Annotated in this window: 21 protein-coding genes; 11 read left to right on the top strand and 10 right to left on the bottom strand. The window is 65.3% G+C overall.

From position 1 onward, the window contains the following. Positions 1-25: 25 nt before the first annotated feature. The 4 genes from UB43_RS22920 to UB43_RS22935 form a co-directional block, all read right to left on the bottom strand. Positions 26-298: an oxidative damage protection protein gene (locus tag UB43_RS22920; RefSeq protein WP_037012291.1), complete on the bottom strand. Its 273-nt coding sequence runs from the start codon at positions 296-298 to the stop codon at positions 26-28. Beyond that, positions 295-1362, bottom strand: coding sequence for an A/G-specific adenine glycosylase (gene mutY / locus UB43_RS22925; protein ID WP_045215770.1), 1068 nt, complete (start codon positions 1360-1362; stop codon positions 295-297). Before mutY ends, UB43_RS22920 begins: the two co-directional genes overlap by 4 nt. Continuing rightward, positions 1359-3587: an AsmA family protein gene (locus UB43_RS22930; protein ID WP_045215772.1), complete on the bottom strand. Its 2229-nt coding sequence runs from the start codon at positions 3585-3587 to the stop codon at positions 1359-1361. The genes mutY and UB43_RS22930 overlap by 4 nt, the downstream gene beginning before the upstream one ends. A gap of 131 nt (positions 3588-3718) precedes the next feature. Next, entirely contained in the window at positions 3719-4117 is a 399-nt protein-coding gene (locus UB43_RS22935; RefSeq protein WP_045215774.1) for an acetyl-CoA sensor PanZ family protein, read from the bottom strand. 140 nt (positions 4118-4257) lie between these two features. Between UB43_RS22935 and hisB the strand changes: the two genes are divergently transcribed. From hisB to UB43_RS22970, 7 genes are all read left to right on the top strand, one after another. After that, a complete protein-coding gene (gene hisB / locus UB43_RS22940; protein WP_015479330.1) occupies positions 4258-4851 on the top strand; it encodes an imidazoleglycerol-phosphate dehydratase HisB in 594 nt (197 codons plus the stop codon). Next, complete coding sequence (gene hisH, locus UB43_RS22945; RefSeq protein ID WP_024762242.1) at positions 4851-5489, top strand: imidazole glycerol phosphate synthase subunit HisH; 639 nt, start codon at positions 4851-4853, stop codon at positions 5487-5489. The genes hisB and hisH overlap by 1 nt, the downstream gene beginning before the upstream one ends. A 3-nt stretch (positions 5490-5492) precedes the next feature. Next, on the top strand, positions 5493-5753 hold the full coding sequence (locus tag UB43_RS22950; RefSeq protein ID WP_045215778.1) for a DUF2164 domain-containing protein: 261 nt from the start codon (positions 5493-5495) through the stop codon (positions 5751-5753). A gap of 40 nt (positions 5754-5793) precedes the next feature. Next, positions 5794-6531, top strand: a complete 738-nt coding sequence (gene hisA / locus UB43_RS22955) for a 1-(5-phosphoribosyl)-5-[(5-phosphoribosylamino)methylideneamino]imidazole-4-carboxamide isomerase (protein WP_045215780.1) — start codon at positions 5794-5796, stop codon at positions 6529-6531. Between the two features lie 23 nt (positions 6532-6554). After that, positions 6555-7325, top strand: coding sequence for an imidazole glycerol phosphate synthase subunit HisF (hisF, locus tag UB43_RS22960; protein WP_045215782.1), 771 nt, complete (start codon positions 6555-6557; stop codon positions 7323-7325). A gap of 231 nt (positions 7326-7556) precedes the next feature. Further along, on the top strand, positions 7557-8312 hold the full coding sequence (locus UB43_RS22965; protein ID WP_141678568.1) for an ABC transporter substrate-binding protein: 756 nt from the start codon (positions 7557-7559) through the stop codon (positions 8310-8312). Positions 8313-8464: 152 nt separating this feature from the next. Beyond that, positions 8465-9220, top strand: a complete 756-nt coding sequence (locus UB43_RS22970; protein ID WP_045216880.1) for an ABC transporter substrate-binding protein — start codon at positions 8465-8467, stop codon at positions 9218-9220. 116 nt (positions 9221-9336) lie between these two features. Here the strand turns inward: UB43_RS22970 and UB43_RS22975 are convergent, their stop codons facing one another. From UB43_RS22975 to gpmI, 4 genes are all read right to left on the bottom strand, one after another. Continuing rightward, positions 9337-10119 (bottom strand): divergent polysaccharide deacetylase family protein, encoded by a 783-nt coding sequence (locus UB43_RS22975; protein ID WP_082085892.1) that lies wholly within the window; start codon positions 10117-10119, stop codon positions 9337-9339. Positions 10120-10122: 3 nt separating this feature from the next. Next, positions 10123-11433 (bottom strand): S41 family peptidase, encoded by a 1311-nt coding sequence (locus tag UB43_RS22980; protein WP_045215784.1) that lies wholly within the window; start codon positions 11431-11433, stop codon positions 10123-10125. Positions 11434-11460: 27 nt separating this feature from the next. Next, positions 11461-12750 (bottom strand): murein hydrolase activator EnvC, encoded by a 1290-nt coding sequence (locus UB43_RS22985; RefSeq protein WP_045215786.1) that lies wholly within the window; start codon positions 12748-12750, stop codon positions 11461-11463. A 138-nt stretch (positions 12751-12888) separates the two neighbouring features. Next, positions 12889-14424, bottom strand: a complete 1536-nt coding sequence (gene gpmI / locus UB43_RS22990) for a 2,3-bisphosphoglycerate-independent phosphoglycerate mutase (protein WP_045215788.1) — start codon at positions 14422-14424, stop codon at positions 12889-12891. Positions 14425-14569: 145 nt separating this feature from the next. On the opposite strand from gpmI, the gene UB43_RS22995 reads away from it, so the two are divergent. Genes UB43_RS22995 through secB form a run of 3 tightly spaced genes read left to right on the top strand, consistent with a single transcriptional unit; the run spans position 14570 to position 15771 of the window. After that, positions 14570-14992: a rhodanese-like domain-containing protein gene (locus UB43_RS22995; protein ID WP_045215789.1), complete on the top strand. Its 423-nt coding sequence runs from the start codon at positions 14570-14572 to the stop codon at positions 14990-14992. A gap of 1 nt (position 14993) precedes the next feature. Next, positions 14994-15248: a glutaredoxin 3 gene (grxC, locus tag UB43_RS23000; RefSeq protein WP_045215790.1), complete on the top strand. Its 255-nt coding sequence runs from the start codon at positions 14994-14996 to the stop codon at positions 15246-15248. A 37-nt stretch (positions 15249-15285) separates the two neighbouring features. Then, positions 15286-15771 (top strand): protein-export chaperone SecB, encoded by a 486-nt coding sequence (secB, locus tag UB43_RS23005; protein WP_045215791.1) that lies wholly within the window; start codon positions 15286-15288, stop codon positions 15769-15771. 790 nt (positions 15772-16561) lie between these two features. Here secB and UB43_RS23010 read toward each other — a convergent pair. Next, a complete protein-coding gene (locus UB43_RS23010) occupies positions 16562-17014 on the bottom strand; it encodes a hypothetical protein (protein WP_045215792.1) in 453 nt (150 codons plus the stop codon). Between UB43_RS23010 and trmL the strand changes: the two genes are divergently transcribed. Further along, entirely contained in the window at positions 17013-17474 is a 462-nt protein-coding gene (gene trmL, locus UB43_RS23015; RefSeq protein ID WP_045215793.1) for a tRNA (uridine(34)/cytosine(34)/5-carboxymethylaminomethyluridine(34)-2'-O)-methyltransferase TrmL, read from the top strand. The genes UB43_RS23010 and trmL overlap by 2 nt on opposite strands. Before the next feature lie 404 nt (positions 17475-17878). Here the strand turns inward: trmL and ntrC are convergent, their stop codons facing one another. Continuing rightward, entirely contained in the window at positions 17879-19309 is a 1431-nt protein-coding gene (gene ntrC / locus UB43_RS23020; RefSeq protein ID WP_045215795.1) for a two-component system response regulator NtrC, read from the bottom strand.

The following is a 19309-nucleotide window of genomic DNA, read 5'->3' on the forward strand; positions in this document are numbered from 1 at the left end:
AAAATTTTTCAAATAATACCGGAGCTTACGCGCTGGGCGGGACGTAGCCCTCGGCCTGCGCGTATTCCTCGCCGGAAAGGAACTTGTCCATCTCGGTGCTGAGGAACTTGCGATCCTCGGCGTTCATCATGTTCAGGCGACGCTCGTTGATCAGCATGGTCTGATGCTTCTGCCATTCTTCCCAGGCTTTCTTCGAAACGTGCTCGTAGATGTCCTGGCCCTTGGCGCCGGGATAGGGTGCGCGATCGAGGCCGGGCAGCTCTTCTTTGTATTTGCGGCACATCACCAGTCGGGTCATGACATTTCTCCTGCGTTCAACACGTCGGCGGCTCGTTTGAGCAGCTTCTTCACCGGGGCGGCAAGGCCGAGCCGCGGCGGGGTGGCGAGGTTATACCAGAGCCAGTCGGCCTCGGCCACGGCGGGGGCTGCGTCCTCGACGCGCACCAGCCAGGGCTCGATGGCCAGCTGGAAGTGGCTGAAGGTATGGGTCAGGCCGGGCAGCTCGCGGCGCTCGCCCAGGCGCAGGGCGTGGCGCTGGGCCAGCGGGTCGAGGGCGGCCAGGTCGTCCAGTTCGGGGAAGCTCCACAGGCCGCCCCAGAGGCCGGTCGACGGACGGCGATAGAGCAGGATGTCGCCCTCGCGGTTGGCCAGGATCGGCATCAGCGTGCGCTTCTGCGGCAGCGCCTTGCGCGGCTTGGATACCGGGAAGTCGGTCTCGCGGCCGAGGAAGTGCGCGCGGCAGCCCTCGCGCAGCGGGCAGAGCAGGCAGCTCGGCTTGCTGCGGGTGCAGAGCGTGGCGCCCAGGTCCATCATCGCCTGGGTGTAGTGATTGACCCGCTCCTGCGGGGTGAAGCGCTCGGCGGCTTCCCACAGCTGCCTGGCTACCTTGGGCTCGCCCGGATAGCCATCGCAGGCGATATAGCGCGCTAGCACTCGTTTGACGTTGCCGTCGAGGATCGGCGCGCGCAGGCCCATGGAGATGCTGGCGATGGCACCGGCGGTGGAGCGGCCGATGCCGGGCAGCTCGGCGAGCTGTTCGACGACACGGGGAAACTCTCCGCCGTGCTGCTCCATCACCGTCTTCGCGGTCTTGTGCAAGTTGCGGGCGCGGGTGTAGTAGCCCAGGCCTGTCCACAGGTGCAGCACCTCGTCTTCCGGCGCGTTGGCGAGATCCGCCACCGTCGGCAGTGCCGTCATGAAGCGGTCGTAGTAGCCCATCACGGTGCTGACCTGGGTCTGCTGCAGCATGATTTCCGAGACCCACACCCGGTACGGCGTGATGTTCTGCTGCCAGGGCAGGTCATGGCGGCCGTGCGTGTCGAACCAGTCGAGCACGGCCGAATTGAAGCTTTGCGGGGTCACTTCTTGAACAGCCCTTTGAGTGCGTCTTTGAGTTCGGGACTGACCTTGTCGCCGAGCTTTTCTTCGAGTTTCTGGTTCAGCCGGTCCCCGGCCAACCGTGCGGCGATCTTGCCGATGCCGTCCTTGTCCAGGCGGCAGGCCTTGGCGCCCAGTTCCAGCGGGCCGCGGCAGCGCAGTGGCCATTCGATGCCGACATAGCGCTTGTTCACTTCGCAGGCGGGGTCGGGCATGTCGCTCTTGTCGCCTTCGATGGTGACGCCGACGCGGTAGTCCATGCCCAGCACGCGCAGGTCCAGGTCGCCATCGGCCTTGACGGTCAGGCCGGGAATGCTGGCCTTGAGGTCCGGGTTGCTGGCCACGCCATTCCTGAACACCAGGTTGCCCTGCAGCTCGCGGAAGGCCGTGTCCTTGCCGCCATGCTCGCCAGTCAGCGACTTGCGGTTGAGCGTGGCGATGCCCTGGCACAGCTGCTGTTCGAGGTTGGCGTTGAGCAGCACGCCCTGGGTCAGGACGAAGTGCGCGGTACCGTTGAGGTTGTCGATCCAGGCCTTTTGACTGTTGCCCTGGGTGGTGATGTCGGCGTCCAGGTCCAGCAGGCCCTTGACCGCCGGCTTCTGGCCCTGGGATTCGAGCAGGCGTTCCACCGGTACGTCGGCGATGTGTTTCTTCGCCTGCAGGGTCGGCACGTCCTGACGCACGTCAAGGGTGGCGGTGGCGTTGAACTTGCCGTCGTAGAGCTCGCCGCGCAGGTCGTCGAGGTTGAGCAGGCCGCCCTGGCCGCGCAGCTTGAGCACGGCGTTGTCGATGGGCAGCTTGTCCAGGGTCAGCTGGCCGAGGTTCAGGCCGGCGTCGAGGTCCAGCGCGCGCAGGCGGGCGATGGGCAGCAGCGGGGCGTCGCTCCAGGCCTGCTGGGTCGGCTGGTTGGGCAGCGGGGTGTCGCCCTTGATGGCGTTCTGCGCGGTGGCGTCGACTTCGGCCTTGCGCGCGCTGTTGGTGGCGTCCTGCGCTTTCTTGACCTTGGCCGGCAGGTAGCGGTCGAGGTTCAGCTTGTCGCCGGACAGCTGGGCGCGAATTGCCTGCTTGCCGAAGTCGGCGATGCCGAGGTTGCCGCTGAAGGCGCTGTCGTCCAGCTTCAGGTTGATGTCATTGAGGGCCAGGCTGTTGCGGGTGCCGCTGACGCGGGTGGCCAGCTCCAGCTTGGTGAGGGTGGTGGTGTCGGCCATTTCCGGCAGGGTCTGGCCGATGCCTTCGAGGAATTCGCGCAGGTTGAACGGTGCCAGCGACAGGCCGCCGTCGAACTTGGGCTCTTTATCCAGCTCGCGGGCCTTCAGCTCGCCGAGGGCGCGCAGCTGGTTGACGGTGACCTTCAGGCCGTTCCACTCGGCGACCTGGGCGGCCTGGTCGAGTACCAGTTGGCCCTGGGCGCTGTAGTTGGCGGTCTTGCCCTGGAACGGATCGCCGGAGACTTCGCCGGAGAGCTTGGCGTCTTCCAGCTGGTAGCGCTTGAGCGCGCGGTCGAAGCGCAGGCTGCCGGTCAGTTCGGTGCGCGCGCGGATCACTGGCTGGTTGGTGCCCAGGTAGGCGCTGAGCTTGACCGGGATGTTGCTGCCTTCGCGGATCGCGCCGGTGGTCAGCTCGATGCCTTCGACGCTGTAGTTCTTGCCGCTCTGGGTGTCGGCGTAGTCGATGCGGGCGTTCTTCACGCTCAGGCTGTCGATGTCCAGCTTCATCGCCTGGTGGCCTTCGCCGGAGGCGGACTTGGCCGGCTCGCTCGGCGCGGGCGCCGGTTGTGCGGCGGGCGGGCTGCCGGCGGGCGGCTGGGCGGGCTTGCCGATGCTTTCCCAGTTGCCGACGCCGTTCTTGTCCTTGTTCAGGGAAAGCGTCAGGCCTTCGACGCGGATATCGCTCATCTGCACTTCTTTGCGCAGCAGCGGCAGCACGCGCACGGACATGGCCAGCAGCTGTGCATCAGCGAACGGCTTGTCCGGCGTCTGCAGGCTCGCCACGCTGGTGTCATGCAGCTCCAGGCCCAGCCAGGGGAACAGGCTCCAGCCGATGTCGCCCTTGAGGTTGAGCTCGAGGTTGGCCTTGCCCCGGGCGAGCTGGCGGATCTCGTCCTTGTAGTCGTTCGGGTCGAAGAAATGGGTCAGCACAAAGCCGGCGGCGACGATGAGCAGCAGCAGGACCAGGGCAACGATGCCGATGATTTTGCCGAACGCTTTCATGGACGGGTCCTTGTTCAGGCGGCGAATGGAATGGCGAGAAAGTATACCAATGACGCACCGGCACCCCAGCCCGAAAGGCAAGGTGCGGGTATTGCGGGGTTTGAACGGGGACTTTGCGCTCGGTTCCCGGTTCAGGCCGGTTGCAGCGTCAGTCCGAGGTGGCGTGCGAAGTCAGCGGCTTGCGGTTGATCCGAAGCCGTGACCAGCTGCAGCGCAGCGCCCTGCAGGATGGCCAGGCGTTGTGCCTCCTCCAGCAGTCGCCGGGCCACGCCACGGTTGCGGGTGAGCTGGCGCACGCACAGGCGAGACAGCCGCCAGGTGTCGACATCGCGCTCGATCCAGGCGGCGCCCAGCAGGCGATCATTGAAGCGCCCGGTGAACAGCCGGCCTTCGGCGAGCCCGCGGGTGACCAGCTCATCGGCGTCGGCGAAGGGCGCCAGCAGCCACTGTGGCGCGTCGGCGTAGATCTTCAGCAGGTCCTGGCGGTCCTGCTCGCTGGGCTGGGTCAGGTGCTGGGCGACGACGGGCATGGGCAATCCTCGAAAGGCGAGCCGCGCAGTGTAGGACTATCGGCCAGCGCCGACCACCGCCCATAGCCGCGCAGCGCCCGGCGCGCCTATAATGCCGCCCCTTCTTATAATTACGTGCAGTGTTAGCTGTGGAGCTGGTGATGGCCGAACGCAAGGCATCCGTCGCGCGCGACACCCTGGAAACCCAGATCAAGGTTTCCATCGACCTGGATGGAACGGGCAAGGCCCGCTTCGATACCGGGGTTCCCTTCCTCGAGCACATGATGGACCAGATCGCCCGCCACGGCCTGATCGACCTGGACATCGAGTGCAAGGGCGACCTGCATATCGACGACCACCATACCGTCGAAGACATCGGTATCACCCTCGGCCAGGCCTTCGCCAAGGCCATCGGCGACAAGAAAGGCATCCGCCGCTACGGCCATGCCTACGTGCCGCTGGACGAGGCGCTGTCGCGCGTGGTCATCGACTTCTCCGGTCGCCCCGGCCTGCAGATGCACGTGCCGTTCACCCGCGCCAGTGTCGGTGGCTTCGACGTGGACCTGTTCATGGAGTTCTTCCAGGGCTTCGTCAACCACGCCAACGTCACCCTGCACATCGATAATCTGCGTGGGCACAACACCCACCACCAGATCGAAACCGTGTTCAAGGCCTTCGGCCGCGCACTGCGCATGGCCATCGAGCTGGACGAGCGCATGGCCGGCCAGATGCCGTCCACCAAAGGGTGCCTGTAATGCAGACCGTCGCCGTCATCGACTACGGCATGGGCAACCTGCACTCGGTGTCCAAGGCGCTGGAACGCGTGGGCGCCGGTCGCGTACTGGTGACCAGCGACGCCAATGTGATCCGCGAGGCGGACCGCGTGGTGTTCCCCGGCGTCGGCGCGATCCGCGACTGCATGGCCGAGATCAAGCGACTGGGCTTCGACAGCCTGGTGCGCGAGGTCAGCCAGGACCGCCCGTTCCTCGGCATCTGCGTCGGCATGCAGGCGCTGATGGAGCGTAGTGAGGAGAATGACGGCGTCGACTGTATCGGCCTGTTCCCCGGCCAGGTGCGCTTCTTCGGCAAGGACCTGCACGAGGACGGCGAGCACCTGAAGGTGCCGCACATGGGCTGGAACGAAGTGGCGCAGGGCGTCGACCACCCGCTGTGGCACGACATCCCGAACAACGCGCGCTTCTACTTCGTGCACAGCTACTACATCGAGGCGGGCAACCCGCGCCAGGTGGTCGGCCGCGGCCACTACGGGCGTGATTTCGCCGCCGCGCTGGCAGATGGTTCGCGCTTCGCCGTGCAGTTCCACCCGGAGAAGAGCCATACCCACGGCCTGCAGCTGCTGCAGAACTTCGCCGCCTGGGACGGGCGCTGGTAAGCCATGGCACGCCAGAAGGACAAGCCGGCGATCCTCGAACTCGATGGCGCCCAGCGCCAGAGTGCGGCGCGGGCCATCCAGCGTTTCCTCGAAGACCGTTTCGAGCTGGACGTCGGTTCCTTCGAGGCCGAGGAGGCGCTGGACTTCTTCCTGCGCGAGTTCGGCCCGCTGTTCTACAACAAGGCGATCTTCGACGTGCAATCTCACCTGAAAGACCGGTTCGAGAGCATCGAAAGCGACTTGTGGGCGCTCGAGAAGAGCTGACCCGCCCCCATTCATCTTTGGATTCGAGCAGGTTCAACCCATGCTGATCATCCCCGCAATCGATCTGAAAGACGGCGCCTGCGTGCGCCTGCGCCAGGGCCTGATGGAAGACGCCACGGTCTTCTCCGACGACCCGGTGTCCATGGCCGCCAAGTGGGTGGAGGGCGGTTGCCGCCGTCTGCACCTGGTGGACCTGAACGGCGCCTTCGAAGGCAAGCCGGTCAACGGTGAAGTGGTCACCGCCATCGCCAAGCGCTACCCGAACCTGCCGATCCAGATCGGCGGCGGCATCCGCTCGCTGGAAACCATCGAGCACTACGTCCGTGCCGGCGTCAGCTACGTGATCATCGGCACCAAGGCGGTCAAGCAGCCGGAATTCGTCGCCGAAGCGTGCAAGGCATTCCCGGGCAAGGTCATCGTCGGCCTGGACGCCAAAGACGGCTTCGTCGCCACCGACGGCTGGGCGGAAGTGAGCGAAGTGCAGGTGATCGACCTGGCCAAGCGCTTCGAAGCCGATGGCGTCTCGGCGATCGTCTACACCGACATCGCGAAGGACGGCATGATGCAGGGTTGCAACGTCGAAGCCACCGCCGCGCTGGCCAACGCCACGCGCATCCCGGTGATCGCTTCGGGCGGCATCCACAACCTGGGCGACATCCAGAAACTGCTGGACGCCCGCACGCCGGGCATCGTCGGCGCCATCACCGGCCGCGCGATCTACGAAGGCACGCTGGACGTCGCCGAAGCCCAGGCACTGTGCGACGCCTTCAAGGGCTGAGCTGAACCACGGGAAGCACTGACATGACCCTGGCTAAACGCATCATTCCCTGCCTCGACGTGGACAACGGCCGCGTGGTGAAGGGCGTCAAGTTCGAGAACATCCGCGACGCCGGCGACCCGGTGGAAATCGCCCGTCGCTACGACGAGCAGGGTGCGGACGAGATCACCTTCCTCGACATCACCGCCAGCGTCGATGGCCGCGACACCACCCTGCATACCGTCGAGCGCATGGCCAGCCAGGTGTTCATCCCGCTGACCGTGGGCGGCGGCGTCAGGACGGTGCAGGACATCCGCAACCTGCTCAATGCCGGTGCGGACAAGGTCTCGATCAACACCGCCGCGGTGTTCACTCCCGAGTTCGTCGGCGAGGCCGCCGCGCGCTTCGGCTCGCAGTGCATCGTGGTCGCCATCGACGCCAAGAAAGTGTCGGGCCCCGGCGAAGCGCCGCGCTGGGAAATCTTCACCCACGGCGGCCGCAAGCCCACCGGGCTGGATGCAGTGGAGTGGGCGAAGAAGATGGAAGGCCTGGGCGCCGGTGAAATCCTCCTGACCAGCATGGACCAGGACGGCGTGAAGAGCGGCTACGACCTGGGCGTGACCCGCGCTATCAGTGAGGCCGTGGGCGTTCCGGTGATCGCTTCCGGCGGCGTCGGCAACCTGGAACACCTGGCCGCCGGCATCATCGAAGGCAAGGCCGACGCGGTGCTCGCGGCGAGCATCTTCCACTTCGGCGAGTACAGCGTGCCGGAGGCCAAGGCCTACCTGGCCAGCCGCGGCATCGTCGTGCGCTGAACCCTTCCGGGCCGGGGTTCTCCCGGCCCGATGGCTCTATCGCGAGCCTTTCTCTCCTGCGTCCGGTGGCCGCATCCCCTTCCTGCGCACGAAGCTTGCTAGCTGAAGGCTTTGGTCAAGGTACTGGCGGTTTCATGTCCCATTGCCACATTCATAGGGTTTATTGGCGTCAATTCTCCGAGTAAGCTCTGCGCCTTCTCAGAAATGTCATACGCAGGAAATATCTCGATGCTGAAGCGCATTCTGCTCGCATGGCTAGGCTGCGGCCTGCTTCTGGCCGGCGCGGCAAGGGCTGAAACGGATTCTTCGGACTACAGCGTGGTGCTGCTCACCGAGAACTTCCCCCCTTACAACATGGCCATCAACGGCAAGAACTTCGCCCAGGAAGACAGCATCGACGGCATCGCCGTGGATATCGTCAAGGAGATGTTCAAGCGCGCCGGCGTGCAGTACAGCCTGACCCTGCGCTTCCCCTGGGACCGCATCTACAAGCTGGCGCTGGAGAAGCCCGGCTACGGCGTGTTCGTCACCGCCCGCCTGCCCGAGCGCGAAAGCCAGTTCAAGTGGGTCGGTCCGATCGGCCCGGACGACTGGGTGCTGCTGGCCAAGGCCGACAGCCCGATCAGCCTGAACAATCTGGACGAAGCGAAGAAATACCGCGTCGGCGCCTACAAGGGCGACGCCATGGCCCAGTACCTGAGCGAGCACGGCTTCGAGCCGGTGCTGGCGCTGCGTGACCAGGAGAACGCCGCCAAGCTGCGCGACGGCCAGATCGACCTGTGGGCCAGTGGCGACCCGGCGGGCCGCTACCTGGCCAAGCAGGTGGGCGTCACCGGCCTGAAGACCGTGCTGCGCTTCAACAGCGACCAACTGTTCCTTGCGCTGAACCGCGAGACTCCGGACGCCGTGGTGCAGAAGCTGCAGGCGGCGCTGGACAAGATGCGCGCCGAAGGTTTCGTCGACGACGTGCTCAACAGTTACCTGTAACACCCGAAGGCCGGCCACTCGCCGGCCTTCGTGTTTGGCGCCGACATCCCTCGGCGCCGGTTTTGCCACGGAAGGCAGACGAGCGAAGTATTCCGTCCCCTCTGCAGGGATGCCGCAAGCCCAATAACGATAACCAAGCGAGCGGTATGACCATGCTGAAAGTCCTGATCAAGACCCTGACCCTGGGTCTGTTGCTGGGGGCCGCCACGGCCCGCGCCGAGTTGCCCGCCGATTACAAGATGGTGCTGCTCACCGAGAACTTCCCGCCCTTCAACATGGCGGTGGACGACAAGAACTTCGCCCGTGATGACGGTATCGACGGCATCAGCGCCGACATCGTCCGCGAGATGTTCAAGCGCGCTGGCATCCAGTACAGCCTGAGCCTGCGTTTCCCCTGGGATCGCCTGTACAAGCTGGCCCTCGACAAGCCCGACTACGGGCTGTTCTCCACCACCTACACGCCCGAGCGCGTGCCGCTGTTCAAGTGGGTCGGGCCGATCGCCAAGACCCACTGGGTGCTGCTGGCGCCGCCGGGCAGTTCGATCAAGGTGAAGGACCTCAAGGACGCCGCCAAGTACAAGCTCGGCGCCTACAAGAACGACGCCGTCAGCCAGAACCTGGAAAGCCAGGGCATCCCGGTGCTCAACGCGCTGCGCGATCAGGAAAACGTGAAGAAGCTGACCACCGGCGAAATCGACCTCTGGGCCACCACCGACCCGGTGGGCCGCTATCTGGCCAAGCAGGAGGGCGTGTCCGGCCTGCAGACCGTGCTGCGTTTCAATGAGGCGCAGTTGTACCTGGCGATCAACAAGGACACGCCGGACGAGGTGGTGACCAAGTTGCAGAAGGCGCTGGACGAGATGCGCGCCGATGGCTTCATCGAGCAGGCGACCAATAACTACCTGTAAGGTCGGCTTATCGTTGTAGGAGCGAGCTTGCTCGCGAACCCAGCTTCCGCGGATTTCGGTGCCGGGCGCTGTTCGCGAGCAAGCTCGCTCCTACAGAAAGCTGATCCTGGCTACCTCTATCGGTAAATCCCATCCCGCCCATGCCCCGCCATGGCGCGGTTGCCGCGCTCGGCGATCATCAGCGGTGGCTTCACCAGCTCGAAGCCCTGGGCTTTCAGGGTCGGCAAAACACGCTTGAGCACCGCCAGGGTCGCCGGTTTCGGGTGGCCGATCATCACCACCGTGCCCTGCTTGCGCGCCAGTGCCAGGCCGCGCTGCATCTGCTCCATCACCGCGGCTTCGCTCGGGTCGTCATCGAGGAACACGTCCCGCGACAGGCTGGCGAGGCCGATCTTCTGCGCCTCGGCGGCGGCTACCGTGGCGGCGCTGGTACGGCTGTCGAGCAGGAACAGGTGGCGGCGCTGCAGCTCCGCCGCGAGCCAGGCCATGGCCGGGCGGTCGGCAGTCATGCGGCTGCCTTCGTGGTTGTTCAGGCCTTGCACGTAGGGCACCTTCGCCAGCGCGGCGTCGAGGCGACGCGCACGTTCTTCCTGGGTCAGCTCCGGCCGCCAGGCGTAGTCGCCGCCGGCGGGGTCCATCGGCATGTGCAGCATGATGGTGCGCCCGCGCCGATGCGCCTCGCGCGCCAGTTCGGCGGCGTGGGGCGTGTCCGGGATGATCGCCAGGGCGATGGCGGGGGAGATGTCGAGCACCTGGCGGTCGCGCGCCAGGTTCTGCCCGAGGTCGTCGATGACGATGCTGACCAGCGGCTTGCTGCCGTCCGGCCGGGGCGCGGCGGCCACCGGCAGGCACAGCAGCGCGCCCAGGCACAGGCCGAACAGCAGCCGGGCCGGGCGCATCGCTTAGTTGTTGCCGCGGCTGACGCTGAGTCCTTTCAGCAGGCTGAGGGCTTGGCTGAGCTGGTAGTCGCCATCCTGCGGGCGATCCACCGGCGGCTTGCCGGAAGCGGTCGGGCGATCCTGGCCGCCATTGCCGTTGGCCAGGTGGCCCTGCAGGTCGGCTTCCTTGAAGCCGTCGAACTCGCTCTTCTCGCGGGTTACCTTGGCGCGTTCCACCTCGATGTCCGGGGTGATGCCCTGGGCCTGGATCGAGCGGCCATTGGGGGTGTAGTACAGCGCAGTGGTGAGCTTCAGGGCGCGGTCGTTGTTCAGCGGCAGCACGGTCTGCACCGAGCCCTTGCCGAAGCTGTCGGTGCCCATGAGGATGCCGCGCTTCTGGTCCTGCAGGGCACCGGCGACGATTTCCGCCGCCGAGGCGCTGCCGCCGTTGATCAATACCACCAGCGGCACGCCGTCGCTCGGGTCGGCCGGATCGGCGGAGAAGCGCAGCTCGGAGTTGGGGATGCGGCCCTTGGTGTAGACGATCAGCCCCTTGGTGAGGAAGGCGTCGGCCACTTCCACCGCCGACTGCAGCACGCCGCCGGGGTTGTTGCGCAGGTCCAGGATCACGCCCTTGAGCTTGCCCTTGTTGTCGTTGCGCAGCTTGGACAGCGCCTTGACGGTCTCCTCGCCGGTGTTGACCTGGAACTGGGTGATGCGCAGGTAGCCATAGCCCGGTTCGAGCATCTGGCTCTTCACGCTCTTCACCTTGATGATGGCGCGCTTGAGGGTGACGTCGAACGGCTTGCCGCCACCGCGCACGATGGTCAGGGTGATGGGCGAGCCGGCCTTGCCGCGCATGCTGTCCACCGCCTCGTTCATCGACTGGCCCTTGGTCGGCTTGCCGTCGATCTTGACGATCAGGTCGCCCGGCTGGATGCCGGCGTTGGCGGCGGGGGTGTCGTCGATCGGCGAGATCACCTTGACGAAGCCATCCTCGCTGCCGACCTCGATGCCCAGGCCGCCGAATTCGCCGCTGGTGCTTTCCTGCAGCTCGGCGAACTCTTCCGGGCCGAGGTACGCCGAGTGCGGGTCGAGGTTGCTGAGCATGCCCTTGATGGCATTCTCCAGCAGCGTCTTGTCGTCCACCGGTTCCACGTAGGCCGCCTTCACCCGGTCCAGGACCTCGGCAAAGGTGCGCAGCTCATCGAGCGGCAGCGGAGCCTCCTTGCCGTTGGCCGCAGCAGATGCGGCCGGCGCGTCGGCGGCCTGGACCGCACCGACGCCGAGCAGCAAGGCCAGGGCCAGGGTAGTGAGACGGAAAGCATGCGACATGTTTGGCTCCTAATGCGTGATCGCCGCCTATCCCTGCGTGCGACACCAGGTCGAAGGGTCCGCCGGGCGGCCCTGATGGCGAATGGCAAAATACACCGCCGGGGTACTCTGACCCCCGCTGGCTCCCACGGTTGCAATGGGATCGCCCGCTTTGACGGTATCGCCGGCGTCCTTCAGAAGACTTTGATTATGCCCATAAAGGCTGAGGTAGCCACCACCGTGGTCGAGAATGACCAGCAGGCCTGAGCCGCGCAGCCAGTCGGCGAACACCACGCGGCCGCCATGCACGGCCCGCACGGTACTGCCGGCGTTGGCGCCGATCAGCACGCCATCCCAGGTGGCGCGGGGGTCGTCGCCGCGCGGGCTGCCGTAGCGCGCCAGGACGCGGCCATCCACCGGCCAGGGCAGCTTGCCCTTGGTGGCAGCGAAGGCGCCGCCGAAGCCTGTGCCGCTGGAAACCAGCGGGCCGCTGTAGTCGGGCCGCTTGGAGGGCGTTTCGGCTTTCTCGCCGCGGGCGGCCAGCTCCTGCTCGCGCTTGACCCGCTCGCGCTCGGCGGCCAGGGCGCGCTGGCGCGCCTCCTCGGCTTCGCGGGCCTGGCGGGCGAGGGTTTCCTCGATGGTCTTGAGGACCTTGTTGAGGTCGTCCTGGCTCTGCTCGCGGTCCTTGAGCTTGCTGCTGCCGTCCTTCAGATCGCTGTTGAGCTTGGCCAGGGTCTCCTGGCGCGCCTTGCGGGCGTCGGCCAGTTCCTGGCGCCGGGCCTCCAGGGCCGACTGCTGGGCGACCTGCTCGTCCTTCTGCGAGGTGATTTCCTGCTCGACGTTGCTCAGCTGGCGCAGGGTCTCGTTGAACGCCGAGAGCTGTTCCAGGCGCGCCTTGTTGATGTAGTCGTAGTAGGTGAGGGTGCGGCTGAACTTCTCGGGGTGTTCCTGGTTCAGCAGCAGCTTGAGGTATTCCTGGCGGCCGCTCTGGTAGGCGGCGCGGGCCTGGATGGCGATCAGGCGTTGCTGCTCAAGGCGTGCGCCCTGGAGTTTTTTTTTCTCTGAATCGAGGCGCTGCAGCTCTTCCTCGTTCTTCTTCATCTCGTCCTGGATCTGCTTGATCTGCTTTTCCAGGTCACCCATCTGGGTTTCGGTGGACTTGAGCTGTTTCTGTACCCCGGACTTCTCGTCCTGGATGTTCTTCAGGTTCTTCTTCAGCTCGTTGATGTCTTTCTGCGTCTGCTCCAGCTGACGTTGGGCGTCGGCGCGTTCGTCGGCAACGACCGCGAGCGGGCTCAGGAGGCAGATCAGCAGCAGCGGGAGGAGGGCGCGAGGCATTGGGCGGCGGGGACCTGAAGTCTGGACGGCCTAGTATGCCCGTGGCGGGCATTAAAAAAAACGCCCCAGGCCGCATGGCGTGGGGCGTTTGCTCTGACCGACGGGAAACGGCTCACGTTCCCGTCAAATCGATACCCATTACAGCAGGGTGACGATCGATTTCCCGGTCATCTCTTCGGGCTGCTCCAGACCCATCAGGTTCAGCAGGGTCGGGGCCACGTCGGCGAGTACGCCGCCCTCGCGGATGCTCAGCTTGCGCTTGCCGACATAGACGAAGGGCACCGGCTCGCAGGTGTGCGCGGTGTGCGCCTGGCCGGTCATGGCGTCTTCCATCTGCTCGACATTGCCGTGGTCGGCGGTGATCAGGGCTTCGCCGTCGACCTTGTCCAGCGCCTCGACAATCCGACCGACGCAGGTATCCAGGCACTCGACGGCTTTCACCGCAGCTTCGAACACGCCGGTGTGGCCGACCATGTCGCCGTTGGCGTAGTTGACGATGATCACGTCGAAACGCTGGTTCTCGATGGCGTCGACGATCCTGTCGGTGACTTCCGGTGCGCTCATTTCCGGCTGCAGGTCATAGGTGGCGACCTTGGGCGAAGGAATGAGGATACGTTCTTCGCCTTCGAACGGCTCTTCGCGGCCGCCGGAGAAGAAGAAGGTCACGTGGGCGTATTTCTCGGTCTCGGCAATGCGCAGCTGGGTCTTGCCGTTCTTGGCCAGGTACTCGCCCAGGACGTTGTCCAGGGATTCGGGCTTGAACGCGCTGGGCGCCGGGATGCTCGCCGCGTACTGGGTCAGCATCACGTACTCGGCCAGGTGCAGTTCGCGCTGGCGCGGGAACTCCTTGAAGCCCGGCTCGACGAAGGCGCGCGACAGCTCGCGGGCACGGTCGGCGCGGAAGTTCATGAAGACCACGGCGTCGCCATCTTCCACGCGCACTTGTGCGCCGATGCGGGTGGCCTTGACGAATTCGTCGCTCTCGCCGCGCTCGTAGGCGGCGTCCAGCGCGCCCACGGCGGTCTCGGCGGTGAATTCGGCGGTGCCGTCGGTGATCAGGTTGTAGGCGGCTTCGACGCGGTCCCAGCGATTGTCGCGGTCCATGGCGAAGTAGCGGCCGATGATGCTGGCGGTGCGGCCCTTGCCGATGCGGGCGAAGGCGTCGTCGAGCAGCTTCAGCGAGGGCTCGGCGCTCTTGGGCGGCGTATCGCGACCGTCGAGGAAGGCGTGCAGGTAGATGTTCTCGGCGCCACGCTGGGCGGCCAGTTCGGCCATGGCGATCAGGTGGTCCTGGTGGCTGTGCACGCCGCCATCGGAGAGCAGGCCGAGGATGTGCACGGCCTTGCCGGCATTCGCTGCCTTGTCCACGGCGCCGGTCAGTACGGGGTTCTGGAAGAACTCGCCGTCGCGGATCGCCTTGGTGACGCGGGTGAAGTCCTGGTAGACGACACGGCCTGCGCCTAGGTTCATGTGGCCGACCTCGGAGTTGCCCATCTGGCCGTCGGGCAGGCCGACGTCCATGCCCGAGCCCGAGATCAGGCCGTTGGGCTGGCTGGCCAGCAGGCGGTCCCAGTTGGGCTTCTTCGCGGCATAGATGGCGTTGTATTCGGGGCTCTCGCTATGGCCGAAGCCGTCCAGAATGATCAGGACCAGCGGTTTGGGCGTTGCAGTCATAGTTACGGCTCTTTCCGAGAATAGGGGTCAGAAAAGGACACACATTTTACCTTTTGGTGCCGACAGACGCCATGATCCCTAGGGTTCAGCCGCCAGATACGCGCGTGTATACTGGCCGGCATTTTTACGTCTGGATGTCCTGCGCATGTCTTCGTTTCTTCCTCGTCTGATCGAATTCGCCACCCACCACTACCTGCTGGTCGGTGCCCTGGTCATCCTGCTGGTACTGCTGGCCCTGCACGAAATGCGCAAGGGCGGCCGCGCGCTGTCCACCCGCGAGCTGACTGCCATGGTCAACGCCGAGCAGGCCGTGGTGCTGGATATCCGCCCGACCAAGGAGTTCGCCACCGGCCACATCGTTGGCGCGCTGAACATCCCGGCGGACAAGCTGAACGCCCGCCTGAGCGAGCTGGACAAGCACAAGGCCAAGACCATCATCGTGGTCGATGGCATGGGCCAGCACTCGGGCACCTGGTGCAGCGTGCTGCAGAAGGCCGGCTACACCGCCGCCAAGCTTTCCGGCGGCATCGGCAGCTGGCGTGGCGACAACCTGCCCCTGGTGAAGTGAGATGTCGTCGACCTTGATCTACACCAGTGCGTGGTGCCCTTATTGCATCCGCGCCAAGGCCCTGCTGGACAAGAAGGGTGTCGCCTACGAGGAAATCTCCGTGGACGGCAAGCCTGGCGTGCGCGCCGAGATGGCCAGCAAGGCGGGTCGGACTTCTGTGCCGCAGATCTGGATCGACGGAACCCACATCGGCGGCTGCGACGATCTTTACGCGCTGGAACGCGCGGGCAAGCTGGATACGCTGCTCTCGGCGTAATTCCTCATTCTGAAACGATGCACAAGAAGGTCCCGAAATGACTGAACAAGCCAGCAACGGCGCAGCCGAACAAGACAACAACCCGCAGTTCTCGCTGCAGCGCATCTACGTGCGCGACCTCTCCTTCGAGGCCCCCAAGGCTCCGGAAATCTTCCGTCAGGAGTGGCAGCCGAGCATTGCCATGGACCTCAACACCCGTCAGAAGCAGCTGGACGGCGACTTCTACGAAGTGGTCCTGACCGTTTCGGTGACCGTGAAGAACAACGAGGAAACCGCTTTCATCGTTGAAGTGCAGCAGGCTGGCATCTTCCTGATCAAGGGTCTGGACGCGTCCAGCATGAGCCACACCCTGGGCGCCTTCTGCCCGAACATCCTCTTCCCGTATGCCCGCGAAACCCTGGACAGCCTGGTTGTCCGTGGTTCGTTCCCGGCGCTGATGCTGTCCCCGGTGAACTTCGATGCGCTGTACGCGCAGGAAATCGCCCGTATGCAGGCTTCCGGCGAGATCCCGTCGGTTCAGTGATCGCAGCGGTTGGAAAAAAGGCGCCTTCGGGCGCCTTTTTCTTTGCCTGGGATTTTGTTTGTACGAAATTTGAACAGCCATGCGAAGGCCATGCACAGCCTGCCGTTGAGCTGTTTATCCACAGACTGTTCCAGCAATTGCTCAAGTTTGTTGTGGGTAAATGTGCGGGCTCTTTTGTAGGAGCGAGCTTGCTCGCGAAGCGCTTTTGCCGGTGGCGCTGGTGCCACGGTTGTTCGCGAGCAAGCTCGCTCCTACAGGGAATTGCTGCGCAGTGCGTTCAAGTTTGGTGCAGGCGCACTAGCAGGGCGCAGGTGCGGCGGCATTCGACCCGCCGGGAAATGCCAGGGGAGCGCCGCTGCCAGCGTATTTCAGGTATCGGGTTAAAAACGCTGCAAGCCGCATGCAGCAAGGCCTTTAGAGCTTTTTCGTGTCGCGCCTCAGCTCGTCGGCAAAGCCCTGAGCCGGTTTTGGCACGCCCTCTGCAATACCCCTGACAACAGCGATTTCAGGGGCCTCGGTACAGGCAGGCTGGGGAACCCCTCTTTTACATCTTGCGAGCGTGCCGCCCGAAGCGGTGGCCGTCGCAGCCGGTTCGGGGGTCCTGGTACAGGCAGGCCGGGAAAGCCCCCTTTTTATGCCCGCAGGCGCGCCATGGCGAGCCTCGCACCCGTTAGGGGTCCTGGTACAGGCAGGCCGGGTAAACCCCTCTTTTATGCCCGCGATCCTCCCGGCGGAGGTTTCGCTTCCCGCTTCGGGGCCCCGGACCAGGCAGGCCGGGAACACCCCGCTTTTATTCGGGCCGCGCGCTGATGGTCAGGCGCCAGCGCCCCCCGGCCTCGGCGCTGTCCCAGGTCCCTTGCAGGCGCCGGGTCGACAGCAGCGTCAGCAGAACCCCTTTCCCTTGCGGCTCCAGCTTCCAGCGCACCGGCGCATCGCCGATCCGCAGTTGCCCCTGCTGCGCCGTGGCAACGGCTTCGATCTGCAGCGCCAGTGCGCCCTCCAGATGACCGGCGCGAACGGCAGGCTGCTCGTCCAGGGTCAGTACCAGTCCATTCGCCGAAGGCTCTACGGCAAGGATCTGTGTCGGTCCCTCGTGCGGCGGATTCACCAGGCGGCCGAGCATCAGACCCAGCAGCAGGCCCAGCACACACAGCGAAACCAGCACCTTCAGCCATGGCCTGGGCCGCATTTGCTCCTTGGCGGGGGTAGAATGCCCGCCGTTCTCAGGCTCGGAGCGCTGCATGTTCCACGTAATCCTTTTTCAACCGGAAATCCCCCCCAACACCGGCAACATTATCAGGCTGTGCGCCAACGCGGGCGCAAGCCTGCACCTGATCGAGCCGCTGGGCTTCGAGCTGGACGACAAGCGCCTGCGCCGCGCCGGGCTGGATTACCACGAGTACGCCAGCGTGCGTCGTTACGCGAGCCTGGAAGAGTGCCTGGAGCAACTTGGCCAGCCGCGCCTGTTCGCCTTCACCACCAAGGGCTCGCAGCCATTCCATGAAGTGGCTTACGAACGTGGCGACGCCTTCCTGTTCGGCCCGGAAAGTCGTGGCCTGCCGGAAGAGGTGCGTGACGCGCTGCCGCCGGAGCAGCGTGTACGCTTGCCGATGCGTCCTGGCTGCCGCAGCCTGAACCTGTCCAACACCGTGGCTGTGACCGTCTATGAAGCCTGGCGTCAGCACGGCTTCGCCATGGACTGAGCGTTTTTTGTACGGCCCGCGCAAACCCGCGTGGGCCGTGAAGCGCAGCGGCTTGCCCCAAGCTTATCCACAGGCAGGCGCACAGCCGATGTGGGCAACCCGCAAATTCCTGCACAGAAACCGAGCAAACCCCTAGACCGCGCATGCTCTGGGCTGTAGCACGTTCCTTCCCCGTTCCGTGCACAGTGTTATCCACAGGTTCTGGGGGTAAATGCTACCGGGATGTGACCCGGTTTACTGGGTGTTGATGGCGGCCATGGCCCGCACCTGCAGCCGATGACACGCTCGCCAACTGCGTAGGAGCGGACTCCGTCCGTGATCGGTCAGCCCGGCACCGCGCCATGGGGCTTGGCACCGCAGCGCAAGAAAAAGGGGCCTTCTGGCCCCTTTGTCATGAAAGGATTTCAGTCTTCGCCGTCGTCGTCCGGGCCATCGATCTTCATGCCCAGTTCCTTGATCTTGCGGGTCAGGGTATTGCGGCCCCAACCCAGCAGCACGGCGGCATCGCGGCGGCGGCCGGCAGTGTGCTTGAGCGCGGTCTCGATCATGATCCGCTCGAATGCCGGCACGGCGGTGTCCAGCAGGTTCGACTGTCCGCGTCCCAGCGCCTGGTCGGCCCAATGGCGCAGCGCCTGCTCCCAGTTGGCGGCCGGCACGCTGTCCTGCGGCTGGGTCATCAGCTCCGGCGGCAGGTCGTCGATGTGCACCTCGCGGCCGGAAGCCATGACGGTGATCCAGCGGCAGGTGTTCTCCAGCTGGCGCACGTTGCCTGGCCAGCCAAGGTTCTTCAGGTATTCCTCGGTTTCCGGCTTGAGCAGCTTGGGCTCGACTGCCAGTTCCTGCGCCGCGCGGGAAAGGAAGTGCCGGGCCAGTGCCGGGATGTCCTCGCGGCGGTCGGCCAGGCGCGGGATGTGTACGCGGATGACGTTCAGGCGGTGGAACAGGTCTTCGCGGAACTTGCCCTCGCGCACCAGGTTTTCCAGGTTCTGGTGAGTGGCGGCGATGATCCGCACGTCCACTTTCACCGGGGTGTGGCCACCCACCCGGTAGAACTCGCCGTCAGCCAGCACGCGCAGCAGGCGGGTCTGGGTGTCGGCCGGCATGTCGCCGATCTCGTCGAGGAACAGCGAACCGCCGTCGGCCTGTTCGAAGCGCCCGCGGCGCTGGTTGGCCGCACCGGTGAAGGCGCCTTTCTCATGGCCGAACAGCTCGGACTCCATCAGGTCTTTCGGGATCGCCGCCATGTTCAGCGCGATGAACGGCGAGGCCGCGCGGGGGCTGTGGCGGTGCAAGGCGTGGGCAACCAGTTCCTTGCCGGTGCCGGACTCGCCGTTGATCAGCACGGTGATGTTGGAGTGCGAGAGGCGGCCGATGGCGCGGAACACCTCCTGCATCGCCGGCGCCTCGCCGATGATCTCCGGGGTGCGCGTCTGGTTGGCTGGCGCTTCCAGGCCCTGCTGCTCCTGGGCGTGCTGGTTGGCGCGCTTGACCAGGGAGACGGCCTCGTCCACGTCGAAGGGCTTGGGCAGGTATTCGAAGGCGCCGCCCTGATAGGAGGCCACGGCGCTGTCCAGGTCCGAGTGCGCGGTCATGATGATCACCGGCAGGCGCGGGTGCACCTCACGGATCTGCGCCAGCAGGTCCAGTCCGCTGGAGCCGGGCATGCGGATGTCGGAGATGATCACGTCCGGCTGCTGCCGGCCCAGGCGGCTCATCACGCTGTCGGCGCTGTCGAAGCTGACGGTGGTCATGCCTTCCTGCTGCAGGGCTTTTTCCAGTACCCAGCGGATGGAGCGGTCGTCGTCGACGATCCAGACAGTCTCTGATCGGCTCAT

This window comes from Pseudomonas sp. 21 (genome assembly GCF_000955805.1).
Taxonomy (GTDB): Bacteria; Pseudomonadota; Gammaproteobacteria; order Pseudomonadales; family Pseudomonadaceae; genus Pseudomonas.

Coding starts and splice junctions, on each gene's coding strand:
- UB43_RS22920 (WP_037012291.1), bottom strand. CDS start 298: ATGACCCGACTGGTGATGTGCCGCAAATACAAAGAAGAGCTGCCCGGC.
- UB43_RS22930 (WP_045215772.1), bottom strand. CDS start 3,587: ATGAAAGCGTTCGGCAAAATCATCGGCATCGTTGCCCTGGTCCTGCTG.
- UB43_RS22935 (WP_045215774.1), bottom strand. CDS start 4,117: ATGCCCGTCGTCGCCCAGCACCTGACCCAGCCCAGCGAGCAGGACCGC.
- hisB (WP_015479330.1), top strand. CDS start 4,258: ATGGCCGAACGCAAGGCATCCGTCGCGCGCGACACCCTGGAAACCCAG.
- hisH (WP_024762242.1), top strand. CDS start 4,851: ATGCAGACCGTCGCCGTCATCGACTACGGCATGGGCAACCTGCACTCG.
- UB43_RS22950 (WP_045215778.1), top strand. CDS start 5,493: ATGGCACGCCAGAAGGACAAGCCGGCGATCCTCGAACTCGATGGCGCC.
- hisA (WP_045215780.1), top strand. CDS start 5,794: ATGCTGATCATCCCCGCAATCGATCTGAAAGACGGCGCCTGCGTGCGC.
- hisF (WP_045215782.1), top strand. CDS start 6,555: ATGACCCTGGCTAAACGCATCATTCCCTGCCTCGACGTGGACAACGGC.
- UB43_RS22970 (WP_045216880.1), top strand. CDS start 8,465: ATGCTGAAAGTCCTGATCAAGACCCTGACCCTGGGTCTGTTGCTGGGG.
- UB43_RS22975 (WP_082085892.1), bottom strand. CDS start 10,119: ATGCGCCCGGCCCGGCTGCTGTTCGGCCTGTGCCTGGGCGCGCTGCTG.
- UB43_RS22980 (WP_045215784.1), bottom strand. CDS start 11,433: ATGTCGCATGCTTTCCGTCTCACTACCCTGGCCCTGGCCTTGCTGCTC.
- UB43_RS22985 (WP_045215786.1), bottom strand. CDS start 12,750: ATGCCTCGCGCCCTCCTCCCGCTGCTGCTGATCTGCCTCCTGAGCCCG.
- gpmI (WP_045215788.1), bottom strand. CDS start 14,424: ATGACTGCAACGCCCAAACCGCTGGTCCTGATCATTCTGGACGGCTTC.
- UB43_RS22995 (WP_045215789.1), top strand. CDS start 14,570: ATGTCTTCGTTTCTTCCTCGTCTGATCGAATTCGCCACCCACCACTAC.
- grxC (WP_045215790.1), top strand. CDS start 14,994: ATGTCGTCGACCTTGATCTACACCAGTGCGTGGTGCCCTTATTGCATC.
- secB (WP_045215791.1), top strand. CDS start 15,286: ATGACTGAACAAGCCAGCAACGGCGCAGCCGAACAAGACAACAACCCG.
- trmL (WP_045215793.1), top strand. CDS start 17,013: ATGTTCCACGTAATCCTTTTTCAACCGGAAATCCCCCCCAACACCGGC.
- UB43_RS23010 (WP_045215792.1), bottom strand. CDS start 17,014: ATGCAGCGCTCCGAGCCTGAGAACGGCGGGCATTCTACCCCCGCCAAG.
- ntrC (WP_045215795.1), bottom strand. CDS start 19,309: ATGAGCCGATCAGAGACTGTCTGGATCGTCGACGACGACCGCTCCATC.